This is a genomic window from Gulosibacter sediminis (genome assembly GCF_014904065.1).
GTDB lineage: Bacteria > Actinomycetota > Actinomycetes > Actinomycetales > Microbacteriaceae > Gulosibacter > Gulosibacter sediminis.
Map to the genome: position 1 here is coordinate 1 of NZ_JACXJG010000027.1, position 17,925 is coordinate 17,925.

Below are 17,925 nucleotides of genomic sequence, written 5' to 3' on the forward strand. Positions count from 1 at the left end.
CGCGAGCACGCCGAGGCCGCGAACCGCGGTGCCGAGCACGCCCTCGAGGCGCTCGCGCAGCGAGTCGTCCTTTGCGAGCTGCCACGGCGCCTGGTCGGTGATGAACTGGTTGAGCGCGTCGACGAGGCGCCAGACCTCGGCGATGGTCTGGTCGATCGCGAAGCGGTCGATCGCGTCCTCAGCACCCGCCACAGCGGCCTTCGCGATATCGAGGAGCGCGGTGTCGTCGACGTGCGTCGAGGCGACGGACGGGATCTCGCCGTCGAAGTACTTGTTCACCATCGCCACAACGCGCGACGCCAGGTTGCCGAGGCCGTTCGCGAGCTCGGAGTTGTAGCGCGCGTGGAGGTCTTCCCACGAGAACGAGCCGTCCTGACCGAGGTGAATTGCACGCATGAAGTAGTAGCGGAACGCGTCGGAGCCGAAGGTATCGGTGATCTCGCTCGGCTCAATGCCGGTGAGCTTCGACTTCGACATCTTCTCGCCGCCAACGAGCAGCCAGCCGGTCGCGAAGACGCGCTGCGGAGGCTCGATACCCGCGGCCATGAGCATGGCGGGCCAGATCACCGCGTGGAAGCGGATGATGTCCTTGCCCACAATGTGGTTCGCGGGCCAGCGACGGTCGAAGTTGTCGTCATCGTCGCCGTAGCCGATCGCGGTGATGTAGTTGAGCAGCGCGTCGACCCAGACGTAGACGATGTGCGCGTCGTCCCACGGCACGCGCACGCCCCAATCGAAGCTCGTGCGCGAGATCGAGAGGTCGTGCAGGCCGCTGCGCACGAAGCTGACGACCTCGTTGCGCGCCGACTGCGGCTGCACGAAGGTCGGGTTCGCCTCGTAGAAGTCGAGCAGGCGCTGCTGGAAGTCGGAGAGCTTGAAGAAGTAGTTGCGCTCGGCCATAAGCTCGAGCGGCTTCGAGTGAATCGCGCAGACCTTCTGGCCCTCGTACTGGCCCTCGCCGTCGACGATTTCGCTGTCGGGCTTGAACTCCTCGCAGCCGACGCAGTAGAGCGCCTCGAACTCGTCCTCGTAGATGTAGCCGGCATCGTTGAGGTGCGTCAGGAACTTCTGCACGCGCGTCTCGTGCCGCTCCTCGGTGGTGCGAATGAAGTCATCATTCGAGAGGTTGAGCGTCTTGAGCATCGGCTTCCATGCGCCATCGACGAGCTTGTCGGCCCACTCGCGCGGCGTCATGCCGTTTGCGACGGCCGAGCGCATGATCTTCTGCCCGTGCTCGTCGGTGCCGGTGAGGAACCAGGTGTCATCGCCGCGCTGGCGGTGCCACCGGGCAAGCACGTCAGCTGCCACCTCCGCATACGCGTGCCCGATGTGGGGCACGTCATTCACGTAGAAGATGGGAGTGGTGACGTAGAACGATTCGCCAGAAGCCATGCCGGAAAGTCTATCGGGTCGCGTGAGCGTCAATGACACGGCCGTTGCCGACGGTCATACAGCGCCGCCGACGCTCCGGGCCGCGAGCGCAGCGTCGTAGAGCGCGCGCTTCCGCAGGCCGGTGCGCGCCTCGACCTCAGCCGCCGCATCCTTCAGCCGAAGGCCGCCCGCGGCGAGTCGGAGCACCTCGGCAACTGCCTCGTCGAGCTGCACCTCGCGGGCTTCGGCGCCGGCGAGCACGAGCACGATCTCGCCGCGCACGCCCTCGCCCGCCCACTGGGCGAGCTCGGCGCATGTGCCGCGGCGCACCTCTTCGTGGAGCTTCGTGAGCTCGCGGCAGACGACGGCCTGGCGCTCGGGCCACGCCGCGGCGAAGTCGTCGAGCGTCGTCGCGAGCCGGTGCGGCGACTCATAGAGCACGGTTGTGCGCGGCTCGTCGCCGAGCTGCTCGATGAGCCTGGCCCGGTCAGACTGCTTGCGCGGCACGAACCCCTCGAAACAGAAGCGGTCGGTCGGCAGGCCCGACACCGCGAGCGCGGTGATGACCGCCGTTGGGCCGGGCACCGAGGTGACCGTCACGCCCGCCTCGGCACACGCACGCACGACGCGAAAGCCCGGGTCGGAGATGGCCGGCATGCCCGCATCCGACACCAGCACGACGGTCTGCTCGGCGGCAAGCCTCGCCACCTCGTCAGCGGACTCGTGCTCGTTGTGTTCGTGCAACGCGATGAGCTTCGGGCGTTCGGTCACCTCGAGCAGGCCCAGCAGCTTCGCGGTCGTGCGGGTGTCTTCGCAGGCGACCACATCGGCGGCCCGCAGCGTATCGATGAGCCGAGGCGACGCATCCCCGAGATTGCCGATCGGGGTTCCGGCAAGGATGAGCATCGCCTAGTACCAGCCCGGCAGCCAGTGGGTGAGGTTGAAGTACCAGTCGGGAATCTGCAGGCCGGTCCACACCGGGTAGAAGAACGCCGACACGAGGACCGCGAGGGCGAAGAACCCGGCGATGAGGTTCACCGCAAGCGTGCGCTGTTTTCGCGGATCCTTCGCGTCGCCCGCCAGCGTCTGCAGCGCGAGCGCTGCCGCGAGGAACATGAACGGCAGCCAGACGATGACGTAGAAGTGGTAGACCGAGGTGCGGCCGGTGAGCAGCCAGGGCAGGTAGCCCGCCGCGTACGACACGAGAATCGCAACGTAGGGCCAGCGCGGCTTCACGAACATCATCATGATGAGGAACACGACGGCGATCGTGCCGAGCCAGTAGAGCAGCGGGTTCGACAGCGACGTGACCGCCTGCACGCACTGGTCGGCGTGACAGCTCGGGTCGACCGCCGGGTCGATGTAGGTGTACTGGAACGCGGTGGGGCGCAGCAGGAACGGCCACTCGTACGGCGCCGAGTTGTACGAGTGCCCCGCCGCGAGGCGCGAGTGAAACTCGTAGACCTGTGCCTGGTAGTCGACGAAGTGCGAGAGCGACAGCTTGGCCCACTCGAAGAAGTTGCCGCCCTGCCAGGCGCCGGTGTCGATAATCCCGTTGAAGCCGCGGCCGGTGATGAACCAACCGGCGTAGCTCGCGAGGTAGATGACGATCGTGAGCGGCACCGCGAGCAGGAAAGAGACGGGCCCCTGCTTCAGCGTCGCTGACGAGAGCCACAGCGTGATGCCCGCCTGCTTGCGGTTGTAGGCGTCGAGGGCAACGGTGAGCACACAGTAGAACGCGAGGTAGTAGAGGCCCGACCACTTCACGCTCGTCGCGAGCGCGAGGGCCACGACCATGGCCAGGAACCAGGGGCGTCGCCAGAGCACCGGGCCCCAGTCGGGGCCCGTCGGCCGCGTCGCCGGCGGGTCGATCGTGCTGGTCCACTTGACCGGCGTGCTCTCGAGCGGCACGGAAGGGTCGTTCGCGTGTTCGCGCTGGCGCCACGCCGCGACCCAGCTCGTCAGTTGACGCCCCTGGTCGTCGCGGTCGTAGAGTAGGAACAGGAAGCCGAGCAGCACGAAGAACATCACGAAAATGTCGAGGATGCCCGTGCGGCTCATCGCGATCGCGTGGCCGTCGATCGCGAGCATCGCCGCCGGGATCGCACCCATCGCGATCGAACGGAATAGCTTCTTGCCGACGAGGTAGAGCAGCGGCACCGAGGCGGCACCGAAGAGGGCGACGCCGAAGCGCCAGGCCCAGACGTGCTCGGCGCCGAACAGGTGCATGAAGATGCCGATGAGGTACTTGCCGAGCGGCGGGTGCACGACGTACTCGGCCTTGTCGAGGTACTCGTCGTAGCCGCCGGTCGCCCAGAGGTCCTCTTTGTTCTCGGGCCATTCCGACTCGTAGCCGTTGTTCGTGATGGTCCAGCCATCGGGCACGTAGTAAATCTCGTCGAAGACGATGCCGTTCGGCTGGTCGAGCCGCACAAACCGTACAAGCACCGCCACGAGGGTGATGATGCCGACGAGAATCCACTCGGTGCGGCGCCGAGCCTGCGGCGATGCCGTCCACCGACCCCAAAGGTCGTCTGCCCACGACCCCACCGGCGTCGTCGGTGTGCTCGCGCCGTCACGTTGGAGTTGGGTCGGGGCAGTCACCCGACCATCGTAGGGGATGCCCCCTGTCACCTAGACTGGAGGGCCGATGGTCGCCATTCACTTCCCACCAGAGCTGCCGGTCTCGCAGCGCCGTGACGAAATCGCCGCGGCGATTCGCGAACACCAGGTGGTGATCGTCGCGGGCGAAACCGGTTCGGGCAAGACGACCCAGCTACCGAAGATCTGCCTCGAGCTCGGCCGCACCGCGATCGGCCACACGCAGCCGCGACGCATCGCAGCCCGCACGATCGCCGAGCGCATCGCCGAGGAGCTCGGCGGTAAGGTCGGCGAGCTCGTGGGCTATCAGGTGCGTTTCACCGACGCCTCGAGCGAGTCGACGCGCATCAAGCTCATGACCGACGGCATTCTGCTCGGCGAGCTGCGCCGCGACCGACTGCTGCGGCGCTACGACACGATCATCATCGACGAGGCGCACGAGCGCTCGTTGAACATCGACTTCCTGCTCGGCTACCTGAAGCGGCTGCTGCCCGAGCGGCCCGATCTCAAGCTCATCATCACCTCGGCGACGATCGACCCCGAGTCGTTCTCGAAGCACTTCGACGACGCACCGGTGATCGAGGTGTCGGGCCGCACCTACCCGGTCGAGGTGCGGTACCGGCCGCTCGTCGGCGAGGCGTCGACCGACGACGAGGAGGATGCGCAGGATGCGCCGTCGGCCACCGACGACCGCGACGTGAACGAGGGCATCGTCGCGGGGCTGCGCGAGCTCGCCGGTGAGCGAGCCGGCGACGTGCTCGTGTTCCTGCCCGGCGAGCGCGAGATTCGCGAGGCCGAGGCGGCGATTCGCGCATCCCTCTCGACCCGCGAGCTCGAGGCGACCGAGCTCCTTCCCCTCTACGGGCGCCTCAGCGCGCACGACCAGCACCGCGTGTTCGAGCCGAGCAAACGCCCCGGCGTGCGGCGCCGCGTCGTGCTCGCGACGAACGTCGCCGAGACCTCGCTCACGGTGCCGGGCATCGCGTACGTCATCGACGCGGGGCTCGCGCGCATCTCGCGCTACTCGGTGCGGGCGAAGGTGCAGCGGCTGCCGATTGAGGCGATCTCGCAGGCCTCGGCGAACCAGCGCTCGGGCCGCTCGGGTCGCACCCGCGACGGCATCGCGATTCGGCTCTATAGCGAAGAGGACTTCGAGCGTCGGCCCGAATTCACCGACCCGGAGATTCTGCGCACGAACCTCGCGAGCGTGCTGTTGCAGATGCTCGAGCTTGGCCTCGGTGCAATCGAAGACTTCCCTTTCCTCACGCCGCCCGACTCGCGCGGGGTGAAGGACGGCGTCGACCTGCTGCGTGAGCTCGGTGCGATTCGTGGCGGCACCGGGCGGGGCGTGCCGCAGCTCACGAAGACCGGGCGTCAGCTCGCATCCCTGCCGATCGAGCCCCGCTTCGCCCGCATGGTGGTCGAGGCGAAACGGCTCGACGTCGCCCGCGATGTGCTCATCATCGTCGCCGGCCTCACGGTGCAGGACATCCGCGAGCGACCGCTCGAACAGCGCGCCAAGGCCGACCAGCTGCACGCGCGCTTCCGCGACCCGTCGAGCGACTTCATGTCGCTGCTCAAGCTCTGGAGCTACCTCGAGGAGCAGCAGCGCGAGCTCGGCTCGTCGGCGTTCCGGCGCCTCTGCAAGGCCGAGTTCCTGAACTACGTGCGACTGCGAGAATGGCAAGACCTCTTTCGGCAGCTGCGCGAGACGGCCAAGCCGCTCGGCCTGCGCATCCAGCGGCCGGATGCGGGGGCCGAGCCGGGCGCGAATGCCGACGCCGTGCATCGCGCGCTGCTGTCGGGCCTTCTGAGCCACATCGGCGTGTTCGACCGGCAGCGCCGCGACTATCGCGGGGCGCGGAACACGCGTTTTCGGGTGTTCCCCGGCTCGGGACTCAAGGGGTCGAACCCCGAGGCGGTCATGGCCGCCGAACTCGTCGAGACGTCGCAACTGTTCGCGCGCACCGTCGCGAAGATNTCAGCCCGAATGGGCCGAGTCGCTCGCCGGCGAGCTCGCGAAACGGCAGCATTCAGAGCCCCACTGGGAGCGTAAGCAGGGCCAGGCCGTCGCGCTCGAGACGGTGACGCTCTACGGCGTGCCGATCGTGACGCAGCGCCGAGTCGGCTTCGCCGCGATCGACCCGTCGTGGAGCCGCGACCTGTTCATTCGGCACGCGCTCGTCGAGGGCGACTGGACCGGCCGGTACCCGTTCGTGCGCCGCAATCAGCAGCTGCTGCGCGACGTCGCCGAATTTGAGGAGCGCACGCGAACCCGCTCGCGCCATGACGACACCGAGGTGCTGTTCGAATTCTTCGACGAGCGACTGCCCGCTGACGTCGTGTCGCAGCCGACGTTCGACCAGTGGTGGCGCGTGGCGCAGCAGGAGCAGCCGAAGCTGCTCGACCTGCGCCGCGGTGACCTGCTCGAAGACGACGACGCGACCGAGAATGCCGAGGCCTACCCGCGAACGTGGCAGCAGGGCGAGCAGCAGCTGCGCCTGCGCTACAAGTTTGACCCGCAGGCGCCCGACGACGGCGTCACGGCCGTCGTGCCCGTGCAGCTGCTCGCGATGCTCACGCCTGACGGCTTCGACTGGCAAGTGCCGGGCCTGCGCGAGGAGCTCGTTACGGCGCTGCTGCGTACCCTGCCGAAGGCGACCCGGCGCAACTTCGTGCCTGCCGCCGACTGGGCGGCGCGGCTACTCGACCAGGTTGGCGAGGTGCGTCCCGACCGGGGCGAGCCCGTCACAGCACCCCTCACTGAGGTGTTGCACGGGCACCTCCAGCGACTCGGCGGCATCCGCTTCGACGCCCGCGAGTTCGAACCCGAGCGCGTCCCGGCACACCTGCGGATGCGCTTCCTCGTGCTCGACGATCGTGGCCGCGAACTCGGCGAGGGCAGCAATCTACTCGAGTTGCAGCAGCGGCTCAAGCGCCAGAGCGAGGCCGCGCTCGTGCGCGCCACCGAGGCTCCCCCGACTCCCAGCAATCGGCGCGGGCGGGGCGGCCGCAAGGATGCGCCCGGCAGCGATGCCAAGGCCGCGGCCGAGCCGTCGCGCGGGTCGACGGAGTCGGTCGCTGAGCAGCGCGAGCTCACCGGATGGCCGGAACGCGACCTGCCCGAGACCTTCGAAATTCGGCGCAAGAACGGCGTGATTCGCGCCTGGCCGACGCTGCAGCTGCGCGACGCCGCACGCCCCGCGACGAGCAAGGTCGACCTCGTGCTCGCGACGACGAGCGCCGATCAGGTGCGCGAGCATCCGCGGGCCGTCGCCGTGCTGCTTGCCCGCAGCGTGCCCTCGCCCGCGACGTACGTGCTCGCCCACCTCACCTCGCAAGAAAAGCTGGCGCTCGCGGCGAGCCCGTACCCATCGACCGAGCAGCTACTCGCCGACGCCACCATCGCGCTCGCGCAGCGGACCGTTGACGCAGCCGGCGAACCGGTGCGCACGAAGGCGGCCTTCGATGCCATGCGCGAGCAGTTCAACGCCGAGCTCATCGACGCACTGTTCGAGGTCGTGCGTCTCGTGGGCCAGGTGCTCACGGCGCACCGCGACGCGCTGCGGGCGGTCAAGAGCAGCAACGCGATGGCCTACCTCGCGACGCTGACCGACGTGCGGGGGCAGCTCGAGGCACTCGTGTTCGACGGCTTCGTGTCGCGCACCGGGCTCGAGCAGCTGCAGCATTTGCCGCGGTACCTGCGAGCCGCGACAGCGCGTATCGAGCGGCTCAGCATGAGCGCGGCGACCGAGCGCGCGGGCGCTGCCGAGCTCGAGCAGGCGCTCGCGCTCTTCCGGGATGCGGGCGGCACGTTGCCGCTCGCACTCGACGCGCCGGAGCACCTCGTCGCGGCGCGCTGGCTGCTCGAGGAGTTCCGCGTCAGCCTCTTCGCCCAACAGCTCGGCACGGCCCAACCGGCCAGCCTCAAACGCCTCCGCAAACTTCTAGGGGGNNCCGCTCGCCAGAGGGAGGGGTTATTCGTCTTGTTCGGGGGCGTCCGGGGTGCGGGTGAGCACGGCGACGAGGAAGTCCTCGGCCGGGGCGTGGAGCTGCCACGTCGAGTAGTGCTGCTCGAGTACGAGACCCGATTCGAACGCATCCGCCGTGAAGTCGACGAAGTCGTAGCCGCGGCCCGCGCCGAAGCCGACGACGAGGCGACCGTTCGGCGCGAGGTGGCCACGCAGGCGCTCGAGGGCGGGCTTGCGCTCGGCCTCCGAGAGGAACGTCATGACGTTGCCGGCAGACACGATGATGTCGAACTCCTGCAGATCGCCGAACTCATCGTCGACCGCGAACGTCGCGAGATTGCCGGCTTCCCAGCGTGCCTGCGGGTAATCGGTGCGCGCCACCGAGATGAGGTACTCGTCGAGGTCGACGCCGACCACCTCGTGCCCGCGCTCGGCGAGCCAGCCGCCGATGCGGCCCGTACCGCAGCCCGCGTCGAGGATGCGGCTGTGTCGTTCAGCCATCGCGTCGATGAGCCGTGCCTCGCCATAGATGTCACGGCCCGCATCGGCGAAGCTGCGCCACCGCTTCGCGTAGTTCTGCGCGTGATCGGGGTTCGCTCGCACGGCGGCGAGCCAGACATTTTCTTGGGGAGCGGGCATTCCTCCAGTATCCCGCACCCGGGCCCGGCCCAGCTCCGAGCGCCGCGGTGAGTAACGTATCGGCCCGTGACTGACGGGCCCCGCGCCGTCCCGTGTGCCATGGGTAGTGTGTCTGACCCCGTTCGACGCTCGTATTCACGATCGTTTTGGGGCGAAACGCAACACCTATGCTTCGGCGGGCGCCTCGACGAATGCCGGGTCGGGCTCAGTAATGTCGACGCGCTCGGCGCCGAAGTGGGCGAGCAGGTCGTCGCCNTCGAGGTAGATCCCAACCGAGTACGCCCCACCGCCGACGGTGATGGGCCCGGGCTCAACGAGCGCGTCGGCCACGACGTCGAGCGGCGTCAACGTGCCGAACGGCGTGATCGTGCCGCGCGCGAAGCCGGTGACCGCCTTCGCCTCGTCGGCCGAGGGCATGGCGGCCTTGTTCACGCCGAGCACGGCGCGCAGCTTCGGCCACGAGATGACCCGGTCGCCGGGCACGAGCACCACGTGGTATTCCCCCGTGCCGTCCTTCACGATCATCGACTTCACGATCTGCCGGGGTCGCACGCCGCGCAGCGCCGCCGCCTCGGCGAGCGACGACGCCTTGCCGTGCGTGCGCACCTCGTGGCGGATGCCCGAGGCTGCGACGGCCGCGACCGCCCGGTTGTTCGCGGGGTCGAGCTCGGGTGATTGCACAGAAGTCATACGAAAGAAGACGACGCAGCGCGGCCGATTATTCCCGTTGTTGCGCACCGAAGCGCGTCGCCGGGCGCACGCGCTGGCCCTCAATGGCGAAAACAAGTCCCGGGTTCCGAAATCCTGCGGCTGCAGGACTTCGGAACCCGGGAGTCTTGTCGGGCGCTGCTACGCCTGGTGGCGGCGGCGCAGCACGAGCGCCGCGCCCGCGGCGNTGGCGCCGGCTGCAAAGAGGCCGATCAGCGCGGTCGTGCCCGCGTCGGCACCGGTGGTGGCGAGGTTGCCGTCAGCGTCGGTGTCGGTGTCGCTCGGCGAGGCGGTCGACTCGGATGCGCCGTCGGTCGACGCGGCGCTGGCCGTCGTGGTCGGCACGGCGGTCGTGGTCGGCACGGTCGTGCCGGTCGGCTCGGGCGACTGCGTCGGCTCCGGGTCGATGCCGAATGCATCCTCAGCCGAACCGAGGCGGAGGAACACCGTCTCGCCGGTGGCGTCGTCGAGGCCGTCGTTGTCGGTAACCGCGTAGAGCTGACCGTCGGCAGCAATCGTGAAGCCCTCGAGCTTCTCCTGCGTCCAACCGTTCACGGCCTGCAGCTCGGGCAGTACGTCGATCGCGAGGTTCTTCTCGACGGGAATCACCGAGCCGTCCGCGTCGGCGACCGCCTGCGCATCCGGAATCTCCACCGTGTAGATGCGCTTGATCGCGGCGTTCGGGCCGTTGAGCTTGTCGCGCTCGATCAGCGCGAGGGTGTTGTCGTCGACGACGGTGACCTCCGACAGGCCCATCCAGTCGCCGGCGACGTCGGTCGACTCGAGCTCGTAGCCGAACCAGGCGAACTCGCCGGTCGCCGTCGAGTACTGGCCGATGCGGGTCGTGTTCGTGCCCTCGAGCGGCTCGAGCGGCGACGCGGCGGGGTCGACCCAGAGCGGGCGCTGCACGGCGAAATAGAGCACCTCGTTGCCGTCGGCGTCTTCAGTCACTGTGACGCCCTCGAGGCCCCACTTGCCGATGTGCGAGGAAACGTCCTCGGGCAGTGAGAGTTCCTGCACCACGTTGAGGTCGGCATCGAGCTCGACGAGGAGGTTCTCGGTGCCGGTCGCGCCCTCCGAGGCGAGCCAGAAGCCGCCGTCAGCCTTCGCCGCGATGCCCTCAATGTCGTACGAGGTGACCGCACGATCCTTCGTGACGTCGCGGGCCTCGGTGATGAGGGCGGGCTCAGCCGACACGTCGATCGTGTAGATGCGGTTGTTCTTCAGCGCCGCGTCGGTCGCCGAGTAGAGCAGGTTCGCGTTGGTCGGGTCGGCCGTGAGCGCTCCGAGCGCTGACCAACCGATGGGCAGGCCGTTCTCGTCGTTCGCCGACACAATGCTCGGCTGCGCCGGGGTGGCGTCGCCGAATTCGAAGATGTTCACCGAGCTGCGGACGCCGGCCTTGGCCTCATCGACCTCGCTCGAGACGAGCAGCAGGTCGCGCGACGGCACCGGCAAGACGCCCTCGGGGCCATTGGTCGTGAACAGCAGCTGCTCGTAGACCGGATTGGCGGGGTCGTCGATGTTGTAGACGGCGACGAAGTTCGAGCGCTCCGAGGCGACGAACGCGTAGTTGGTGCCGTTGTACTCGGCGATCGCGAGGCCCTCGGGCTCGGGGCCCTTCTTGCCGGCGCGGCCGTCGTTGTAGAGGCCGTGCTCGATCGCGAGGTGCTCGAAGCTGTTGCCCGCATCCCACTGCACGGTGCCGTCGATGCCGAAGACGGTCCAGCCGCGGGTGCCGCCCTTCCAGTCGCCTTCGTTCGCGGTCGCGAGCGTGGTGGTGTTCACCCAACCGACCGCATCGGGCTCGCGAGGGGTGTCGGTGATCGAGCCGCTGAGGTCGATCACGCCGTCGTCCTCGGTGTCGAGCTGATCGACCGAGACAGTTCCGGCGCTCCACGCGTCGGTCACGGTGCGGCTCTCCAGGTCGATGATCGCGACGCCGTTGTTCTCCTGCAGGGTCACCGCGGCGACGTTGTCGCTGTTGATCGAGACGTACTCGGGCTCCGGGTCCTCCGGGGTGTCGAGGCCGGCGTTCGCCACGACCTCGATCGGCGCGCCGGTCTCGCCGACGAGGTCGACCCGGTCGGACTGCCACGTGCTCGGGTCACCCGCGAGGTCAATCACCGAGACAAAGCCGGCGGGCAGCTGCGGCAGGCCGCCGTCAACATCCACGCGCTCCTCGTCACGCTGGTTCTCAATCGCGATGGCCGCGTACTGACCGTCGTCCGAGATGTCGATCGAGTCGGGTTGGCCCTCGAGGTCGATCGAGGCGACGCGCTCGCGGTCGCTGATGCGCAGCACGTCGACGCGACCGGTCGGGTTCTCGAAGTCGCCGCCCGTCTCGTCGATGACGACGAGCACGTAGTCGCCGATCGCCGCGACCGAGGTCGGCTGGTCGTCGGCGTGGCCGAGCTCGGCCAGCGAGACGGTGCCGGTGCCCTGGGGCGACGAGGGGTCGGTGACATCGATGAAGCCGATGCGCTGACCGAGTGCGTCGGTGTAGATCATCGTCGAGCCGTCGGGGGTGATGGTCGAGATCTCAGCGACGGTCTCGGCCGCCGGGTCGACGCCCTCTGGCACGTTGAGGTACACGGGGTAGGTGGCAGTGCGGGTGAATGCCCCTTCGGCGGCGATGGCGGGTCCGGCAGCTACAAAGCAGCTCAGGGCGAGGCCCGAAGTGGCAAGCGCGGCAACCGGAGCGATGCGGCGAATGCGCATGGTGCTCCTTTGCAGATGTCAGCGTGTGCGACTGCCCACTCTTGTCTGCGTGCGGAAACGCACAGCGACCTCCGGGTGAACACGGAGGTCGCTGTGGGTGGTGATTTCGCTAGAGCACCTTCGAGAGGAAGTCCTGCGTGCGGGCCTCCTTCGGCGAGTCGAACAGCACCTTGGGGTCGCCCTCTTCGACGACAACGCCCTCGGCCATGAATACGACCCGGTCGGCGACCTCACNGGCGAAGCCCATTTCATGTGTAACGAGCACCATCGTCATGCCGGATGCGGCGAGGTCGCGGATCACCTGGAGCACCTCGCCGACCATCTCGGGGTCGAGAGCGCTCGTGGCCTCGTCAAACAGCATGATCTGGGGGCTCATCGCGAGCGCGCGGGCGATCGCCACGCGCTGCTTCTGCCCGCCGGAGAGCTGGGACGGGCGCGCATCAGCCTTGTCGGCCAGACCGACTCGCGTGAGCAGTTCTTCGGCCCGCTTGCGTGCATCCGCCTTCGACATCTTCTTCAGCTCGGTCGGCGCGAGTGCGACGTTCTGCAATACCGTCATGTTCGGGAACAGGTTGAAGTGCTGGAACACCATGCCGATGCGCTGACGCACCTTGTCGAGCTTCTCGCCTTTCGCGGCGGCGATGTTCTCGCCGGTGATGAAGACCTCGCCGCTCGTGACGTCCTCGAGTCGGTTGAGGCAGCGCAGTAACGTCGACTTACCCGAACCCGAGGGGCCGATGACGGCGACAACCTCGCCGTTCGCGACTTCGAGGTCGATGCCCTTGAGCACCTCGTTCGAACCGAAGGCCTTGTGCAGGTCGACGACCCGGATCGGCGTCTCGTCGGCGGTGGAGACAGGCTGCGTGTACAGCGTTTTGTCGTTCGTCATGTTCTCGCCTTACTTGTTGAGCTTGCGGTCGACCCAGTTGCTCAGCAGCGTGAGCAGCCAGATCACGATGAAGTACATGAACGCGACGACGATCCAGATCTCGAACGAGCGGAAGGTCGAGGCGATCACGATGCGGCCCTGGTAGGTGAGCTCGGCGAAGCCAAGCACCGACAGCAGCGAGGTGTCCTTCAACGTGATGATGAACTGGTTGATGAGGTTCGGCGTCATGATCTTGAACGCCTGCGGCATCACGACTCGGCGCATCGAGGCGCCCCAGCCGAGGCCAAGCGAGCGCGACGCCTCCATCTGCCCTGGATCAACCGACTGCACGCCACCGCGCACGATCTCGGTGATGTAGGCACCGGCGTTGAGCGAGAGGGTGATGACACCGGCCGTCAGCGCGTCGAGCGTGACCTGCTGCCCCAGAAATTGCTGGAAGAACGCGGGCACACCGAAGTAGAAGAAGAACGCCTGCACGATGACTGGCGTGCCTCGGAAGATGTTCACGTACGCGCCCGCAAGGCCGCGCAAGAACCAGTTGCTCGACAGCTTGAGAATGCCGAAGAGAATACCGAGCACCATGGCGAAGACGATCGAGAGGAACGTCGCCCAGAGGGTGAAGCCAAGACCCTGCATCAGGGCCGGCATCGCGTTCGCAACGAGGGCGAAGAACGACGTGCCCGCCGCTTCCTCTTCATTCGCGAGGTAGCGGTCGATGATCTGCTGGTAGGCACCCGATTCCATCGCGGCGTCGAGACCTGCGTTGAACATCTCGAGCAGCTCAGCGTTCTCACCCTTGTTCACCGCGAAGCCGTAGTCGGCGCCGGGCTCGGGGTCGGTCACGACCTTGAGCGGTACGTTGCCCGAGGCGATGCCGTACTGCAGCACGGGCGCATCCTCGAATGCGGCCACCGAGTTGCCGGTCGCGACATCGTTGTACATGTCGGCCGAGTCCTGGAACGAGTTGAGCTCGAAACCGATGTCCTTCGAGAGCGTCTCGGCGAACGAGTAGCCCTCGGTGCCGGTCTTCACGGCCACTGTCTGGCCCGCGAGGTCCTCATAGGTGGCGATGTCGCTGTCCTCGGCGACGGCCATCTGCACGCCCGACTGGTAGTAGGGCTCGGAGAAGTCGAAGACTTCCTTGCGCTCGTCGGTGATGCTCATGCCGGCCATCACCNCGCCTGCAGTGCCGCGTCGAAGCCGAGTGACTGAATTTCGACCTCGAAGCCCTGGTTCGCCGCGATGGCCTTGAGGAGGTCCATGTCGATGCCGACCATCTCGCCGTTCTGCTGGAACTCGAAGGGCGCGAAAGTGGTGTCGGTGGCGACGACGAAGGTGCCGTTCTCGACCGGGGTGTCGGTCGCGAAGTTCGGGTTGTTTGGCAGTTCGCCGGGCTCGCCGTAGTCGAGCTGTTCGTTGCCGAGCGCGGCCTGACCGTTGCCGATCGACGCGGCCTCGGGCGCGTTCTCGCCGAGGTACTCGTCGAGGATGTCCTGGTAGGTGCCGTTCTCGATCACGTTCTTCAGGCCGTCGTTGAAGGCGGCGACGAGCTCGGGGTTCTGGCCCTTCTGCACGCCCATGCCGTAGCTCGAGGCCTTCTCTTGGTCAGTGACCGTCTTGAGGCCCGAGTTACCGGTCGCAATGGCGTAGGCAAGAATCGGGTAGTCGTCGAAGACAGCGACCGAGTTGCCCGACGTGACGTCGTTGTAGGCATCGGCGGCGTCCTGGAAGCCGGTGACTTCGAAGCCGTACTCCTCCGAGAGGGTCGACGCGAAGTCAAAGCCCTCGGTGCCGGTCTTCGCCGAGACCGTCTCGCCCGCGAGGTCCTCGTAGCCCTTGATGCTGTCATCATCCTCAGCGACGGCCATCTGAATGCCCGAGTCGAAGTAGGGGTTCGAGAAGTCGAACGACTGCTCACGCTCGTCGGTAATGCTCATGCCGGCCATCACCNGGCCTGGAGCGCGCCGTCGAAACCGAGCACCTGGATGTCGATGTCGAAGCCCTGGTCTTCGGCGATCGCATTGATCAGATCCATGTCGATGCCGACGAGCTCGCCGCCCTCTTCGAACTCGAAGGGCGCCCACGTCGTGTCGGTCGCGATGACGAATGACTGGCCCTCGGCCGACTTCGGGTCATCTGCGGCCTGCGCCTGGTTGCCCGTAATGGCGTTTGCTGCGCCGGCGGCGGTGCCAACCGTGAGCAGCAGTACCAGGAGTACCGCGAGAGTGGAGAGTGCCGAATTGCGGTGGTGTTGCCACTGCAGGAGGCGTTGCTGGAACGATTTCATGCTCTTCCTCTGGTCTTCGTTGACCTCAGCTTGTGAATCAGGTACTCACTTGCTGAGAATTCACCTCACCACCCTAGGTGATCGGGCCCGCTCGCCGTGGAAGTCGGCGCGATCCGCACGCGATCGTTACTTGATTGCGCGAGAACCGGGCCTTCTTGATGCCATTTGTCCGTATTGCGCGGGTACACACCCGTCGCACAGGGGAGCCTTCCCTTGCTGGTGCGTTCGCTGCGGGCACAGTAACTTTGCCGCAAGCGGCGCGAAATTTCAGATCTGTGCCGGGGCGGGAAGGCGAACATCATGACGAACCTCACGGCAGTTCAGGCATGTACGACCACGGCGTGCTCGTACAACAATGGCGGCTGCACCGCAGCTGGCATCACCGTCGGCGGCAGCGAGCAGGGCGCCAGCTGCACGACTTTCATCACGCTTGACGCGCGCGGCGGCCTGCCCGTCGCCAACTCGCACGTCACCGCGTGCCAGCGCCTCGAGTGCGTGCACAACACCGACCTCATGTGCTCTGCGGCGGCCGTCTCGATTCAGGGCGACACCGCCAACTGCTCGAGCTACGAGGTTCGCTAACCACTCTGGCCAAATTCGCCCAGGCTCACCGACGCCTCGGCCGCGCTAACTGCGTGGCTGGCGTCGGTGAGCTTTTTCTTGAAGAAAACCTGGTCGAAGCCGGCCGGGGCTCGCTACTCGGTCGCGAAGAGGTCGAGGTCGAGCAGCGACTTGAGGTCTGCGCGGAGTTCGCTCTCGCTGCGCGCGGCCTCGTCGAACGGCGCGAACACGATAGTCGTGTCGTCGTCGCCCACATGCATGAGGGTGAGGCCCGACTGGTCGACGTCGACGACAAACGTGCGGCCGACGACGGGTACGCAAGGCTCGGTCGTCTCGCGGCGCGACAGCGTGATGCCGCCGAACCAGCCCTCGATGAAGGCCGCCGCGTACATGCCGAGCAGGTCGTCGTCTGCCGCGAAGGTGAGTTCGGCGGCGACGTCGTCCACGCGGCGCGCGAAGAGGGCGTCGCAGGTGCGGTGGCGGGCCGCGATCTCGCCGAAGGGCATCGCGGTGATGCCGTTGCTCGTGTGCGTGACGACGCGTTCGCTGTGAACGATGCCGAGGCGACCGCCCGGCTGGGCCGCGAGCTCGACGAGGTGGGCCGGCAGCAGCACATCGCGGAAGGCGAAGTCGGCCTCGGCCAGCGTGAGCCACTCGAGCGTGCCGAGCAGATGGGTCGTCGCCGAAATGATCCGCACGTCGAAGGCCGGCGATTCCTTGAGGAAGTCGAGGCGAACCTCAAGCGGCTCGTCACCTCGGAATGCATCGTCGACGTCGTCGACCGCGACGTTCGCGGCGACGAGCAGCGTGCCGTCGCTCGCGAGGCCGTGCGCGACCGAGTGCAGGTGCGGCTGCTCGGCCGCCTCGAACGCGATGATCGCGCAGGTGCCAGCGCCGGTGAGGATGCGGTGGGTCAACGAGTGCGCCCGGTTGTCGAGCAGTGTCTTGGTCTGCACGGACTCCGCAGCGTTCGTCATTTGCGTCCTCTTCTCGGTGGGCAAGTTAGTACAGCCTAAGCTAAGTGACCCTGTGGGCATAAGTCCCCCGTCGTTGCGTTACCTCTCATGGACCATTTGGCACGCATGGAGGCTGGGATGTTTGACGTTGTGGTGATCGGTGCCGGGCAGGCCGGGCTCGCGGCGGCGTACTGGCTGCAGCGCCGCGGCCTCGTGCCCTGGCGCGACTTCGTCGTGCTCGACCGCAACGACGGTCCCGGAGGCGCGTGGCGGCACCGGTGGCCGGCGCTGACGCTGGGGCGGGCCCACGGCATCCACGACTTGCCCGGCCTACCGCTCGGCGAGCCGGATGCGTCTCGGCCGGCGAGTGAGGTCGTGGCCGACTACTACGGGCGGTACGAGCGCGAGTTCGGGCTGCCGGTCGAGCGGCCCGTACGCGTTGACCGAGTTGAGGCGGAGTCTCGCGACCCGGAGGCGCCGCTCGTCGTGCGCGCCGGCACGCGGAACTGGCGCACGCGGCTCGTGATCTCGGCGGCGAGCACGTGGACGAAGCCGTTCGTGCCGCACGTGCCGGGCATCGGGTCGTTCGAGGGGCACCAACTGCGCACCGTTGATTTCTGGGGCGCCGAGGAGTTTCGCGGTCAACACGTTGTCGTCGTGGGCGGCGGCTTGAGCGCCGTGCAGTTCATCCTCATGCTCGAACAGGCTGGCGCGACGACGACCTGGTCGACGCGGCGCGATCCCGACTGGGTCGACGATCCATTCGACGAGCGCTGGGGTGTCGCGATCGAGGAGCGAGTGGATGCTCGGGCGAGCGCCGGGCTCGTGCCATTCTCGGTCGTGCGCAATACCGGCATCCCGCCGTGGCCGGAGTATTTGGCCGCGCGCGACCGCGGCCGGCTCGTGTCCTCGGGACCGATTCGCCGCATCCTGCCCGACGCGGTCGAGTTCGCAAGCGGCGAGACCGTACTCGCCGACGCGATCCTCTGGTCGACCGGCTTCCGCGCCGACCTCGACCACCTCGCTCCCCTGCACCTGCGCGAGCCAGGCGGCGGCATCGCGACGCGAAACGGCGTGGAGGTCGTACGCGACGATCGTGTGCTGCTCGTCGGCTACGGCGCATCCGCCTCGACGGTCGGCGCAACGCGCGCGGGGCGCCGCGCCGCCCTCACGGCCCTCACCCGTCTCACCGCTGACTCTTTAGTCGGTTGAGTGGTCGGT

Annotated in this window: 13 protein-coding genes and 1 pseudogene; 3 read left to right on the forward strand and 11 right to left on the reverse strand. The window is 67.5% G+C overall.

The features are described 5' to 3' along the window. The 3 genes from metG to ID132_RS15010 all read right to left on the reverse strand — a co-directional run. Positions 1–1,392 (reverse strand): methionine--tRNA ligase (gene metG, locus ID132_RS12040; RefSeq protein ID WP_193128737.1); only part of this gene is annotated, 1,392 nt, incomplete at its 3' end. Between the two features lie 54 nt (positions 1,393–1,446). Further along, on the reverse strand, positions 1,447–2,277 hold the full coding sequence (gene rsmI / locus ID132_RS12045) for a 16S rRNA (cytidine(1402)-2'-O)-methyltransferase (RefSeq protein WP_193128738.1): 831 nt from the start codon (positions 2,275–2,277) through the stop codon (positions 1,447–1,449). Positions 2,278–2,280: 3 nt separating this feature from the next. After that, positions 2,281–3,975, reverse strand: a complete 1,695-nt coding sequence (locus tag ID132_RS15010; RefSeq protein WP_193128739.1) for a dolichyl-phosphate-mannose--protein mannosyltransferase — start codon at positions 3,973–3,975, stop codon at positions 2,281–2,283. A 46-nt stretch (positions 3,976–4,021) separates the two neighbouring features. Between ID132_RS15010 and hrpA the strand changes: the two are divergent. Beyond that, positions 4,022–7,927, forward strand: a pseudogene (hrpA, locus tag ID132_RS12055) (ATP-dependent RNA helicase HrpA); the annotation flags it as partial. Between the two features lie 22 nt (positions 7,928–7,949). Here hrpA and ID132_RS12060 read toward each other — a convergent pair. The 7 genes from ID132_RS12060 to ID132_RS14500 all read right to left on the reverse strand — a co-directional run bounded on the left by ID132_RS12060 (position 7,950) and on the right by ID132_RS14500 (position 15,187). After that, positions 7,950–8,582, reverse strand: a complete 633-nt coding sequence (locus tag ID132_RS12060; RefSeq protein ID WP_125106343.1) for a class I SAM-dependent methyltransferase — start codon at positions 8,580–8,582, stop codon at positions 7,950–7,952. Positions 8,583–8,747: 165 nt separating this feature from the next. Continuing rightward, positions 8,748–9,272: an aminoacyl-tRNA deacylase gene (locus ID132_RS12065; protein WP_193128740.1), complete on the reverse strand. Its 525-nt coding sequence runs from the start codon at positions 9,270–9,272 to the stop codon at positions 8,748–8,750. A gap of 159 nt (positions 9,273–9,431) precedes the next feature. Continuing rightward, positions 9,432–12,011 carry an esterase-like activity of phytase family protein gene (locus tag ID132_RS12070; RefSeq protein ID WP_193128741.1) on the reverse strand — a complete coding sequence of 860 codons (2,580 nt, stop codon included), beginning with the start codon at positions 12,009–12,011 and terminating at the stop codon, positions 9,432–9,434. Between the two features lie 109 nt (positions 12,012–12,120). Beyond that, the gene (locus ID132_RS12075) at positions 12,121–12,900 is read right to left on the reverse strand and encodes an amino acid ABC transporter ATP-binding protein (protein WP_193128742.1); all 780 of its coding nucleotides are present in this window, start codon (positions 12,898–12,900) and stop codon (positions 12,121–12,123) included. Positions 12,901–12,909: 9 nt separating this feature from the next. Further along, positions 12,910–14,073, reverse strand: coding sequence for an ABC transporter substrate-binding protein/permease (locus ID132_RS14180; protein WP_235988555.1), 1,164 nt, complete (start codon positions 14,071–14,073; stop codon positions 12,910–12,912). Continuing rightward, positions 14,073–14,846 (reverse strand): transporter substrate-binding domain-containing protein, encoded by a 774-nt coding sequence (locus ID132_RS14495; RefSeq protein ID WP_459562495.1) that lies wholly within the window; start codon positions 14,844–14,846, stop codon positions 14,073–14,075. Before ID132_RS14495 ends, ID132_RS14180 begins: the two co-directional genes overlap by 1 nt. After that, a complete protein-coding gene (locus ID132_RS14500) occupies positions 14,846–15,187 on the reverse strand; it encodes a transporter substrate-binding domain-containing protein (protein ID WP_268898537.1) in 342 nt (113 codons plus the stop codon). Before ID132_RS14500 ends, ID132_RS14495 begins: the two co-directional genes overlap by 1 nt. Before the next feature lie 300 nt (positions 15,188–15,487). On the opposite strand from ID132_RS14500, the gene ID132_RS12085 reads away from it, so the two are divergent. Further along, complete coding sequence (locus tag ID132_RS12085; protein WP_125106347.1) at positions 15,488–15,769, forward strand: DUF1540 domain-containing protein; 282 nt, start codon at positions 15,488–15,490, stop codon at positions 15,767–15,769. A 113-nt stretch (positions 15,770–15,882) separates the two neighbouring features. Here ID132_RS12085 and ID132_RS12090 read toward each other — a convergent pair whose 3' ends face one another. Further along, on the reverse strand, positions 15,883–16,725 hold the full coding sequence (locus ID132_RS12090; RefSeq protein WP_125106348.1) for a hypothetical protein: 843 nt from the start codon (positions 16,723–16,725) through the stop codon (positions 15,883–15,885). A 117-nt stretch (positions 16,726–16,842) separates the two neighbouring features. On the opposite strand from ID132_RS12090, the gene ID132_RS12095 reads away from it, so the two are divergent. Then, complete coding sequence (locus ID132_RS12095) at positions 16,843–17,916, forward strand: flavin-containing monooxygenase (protein WP_193128743.1); 1,074 nt, start codon at positions 16,843–16,845, stop codon at positions 17,914–17,916. The last annotated feature ends 9 nt before the right edge of the window (positions 17,917–17,925 follow it).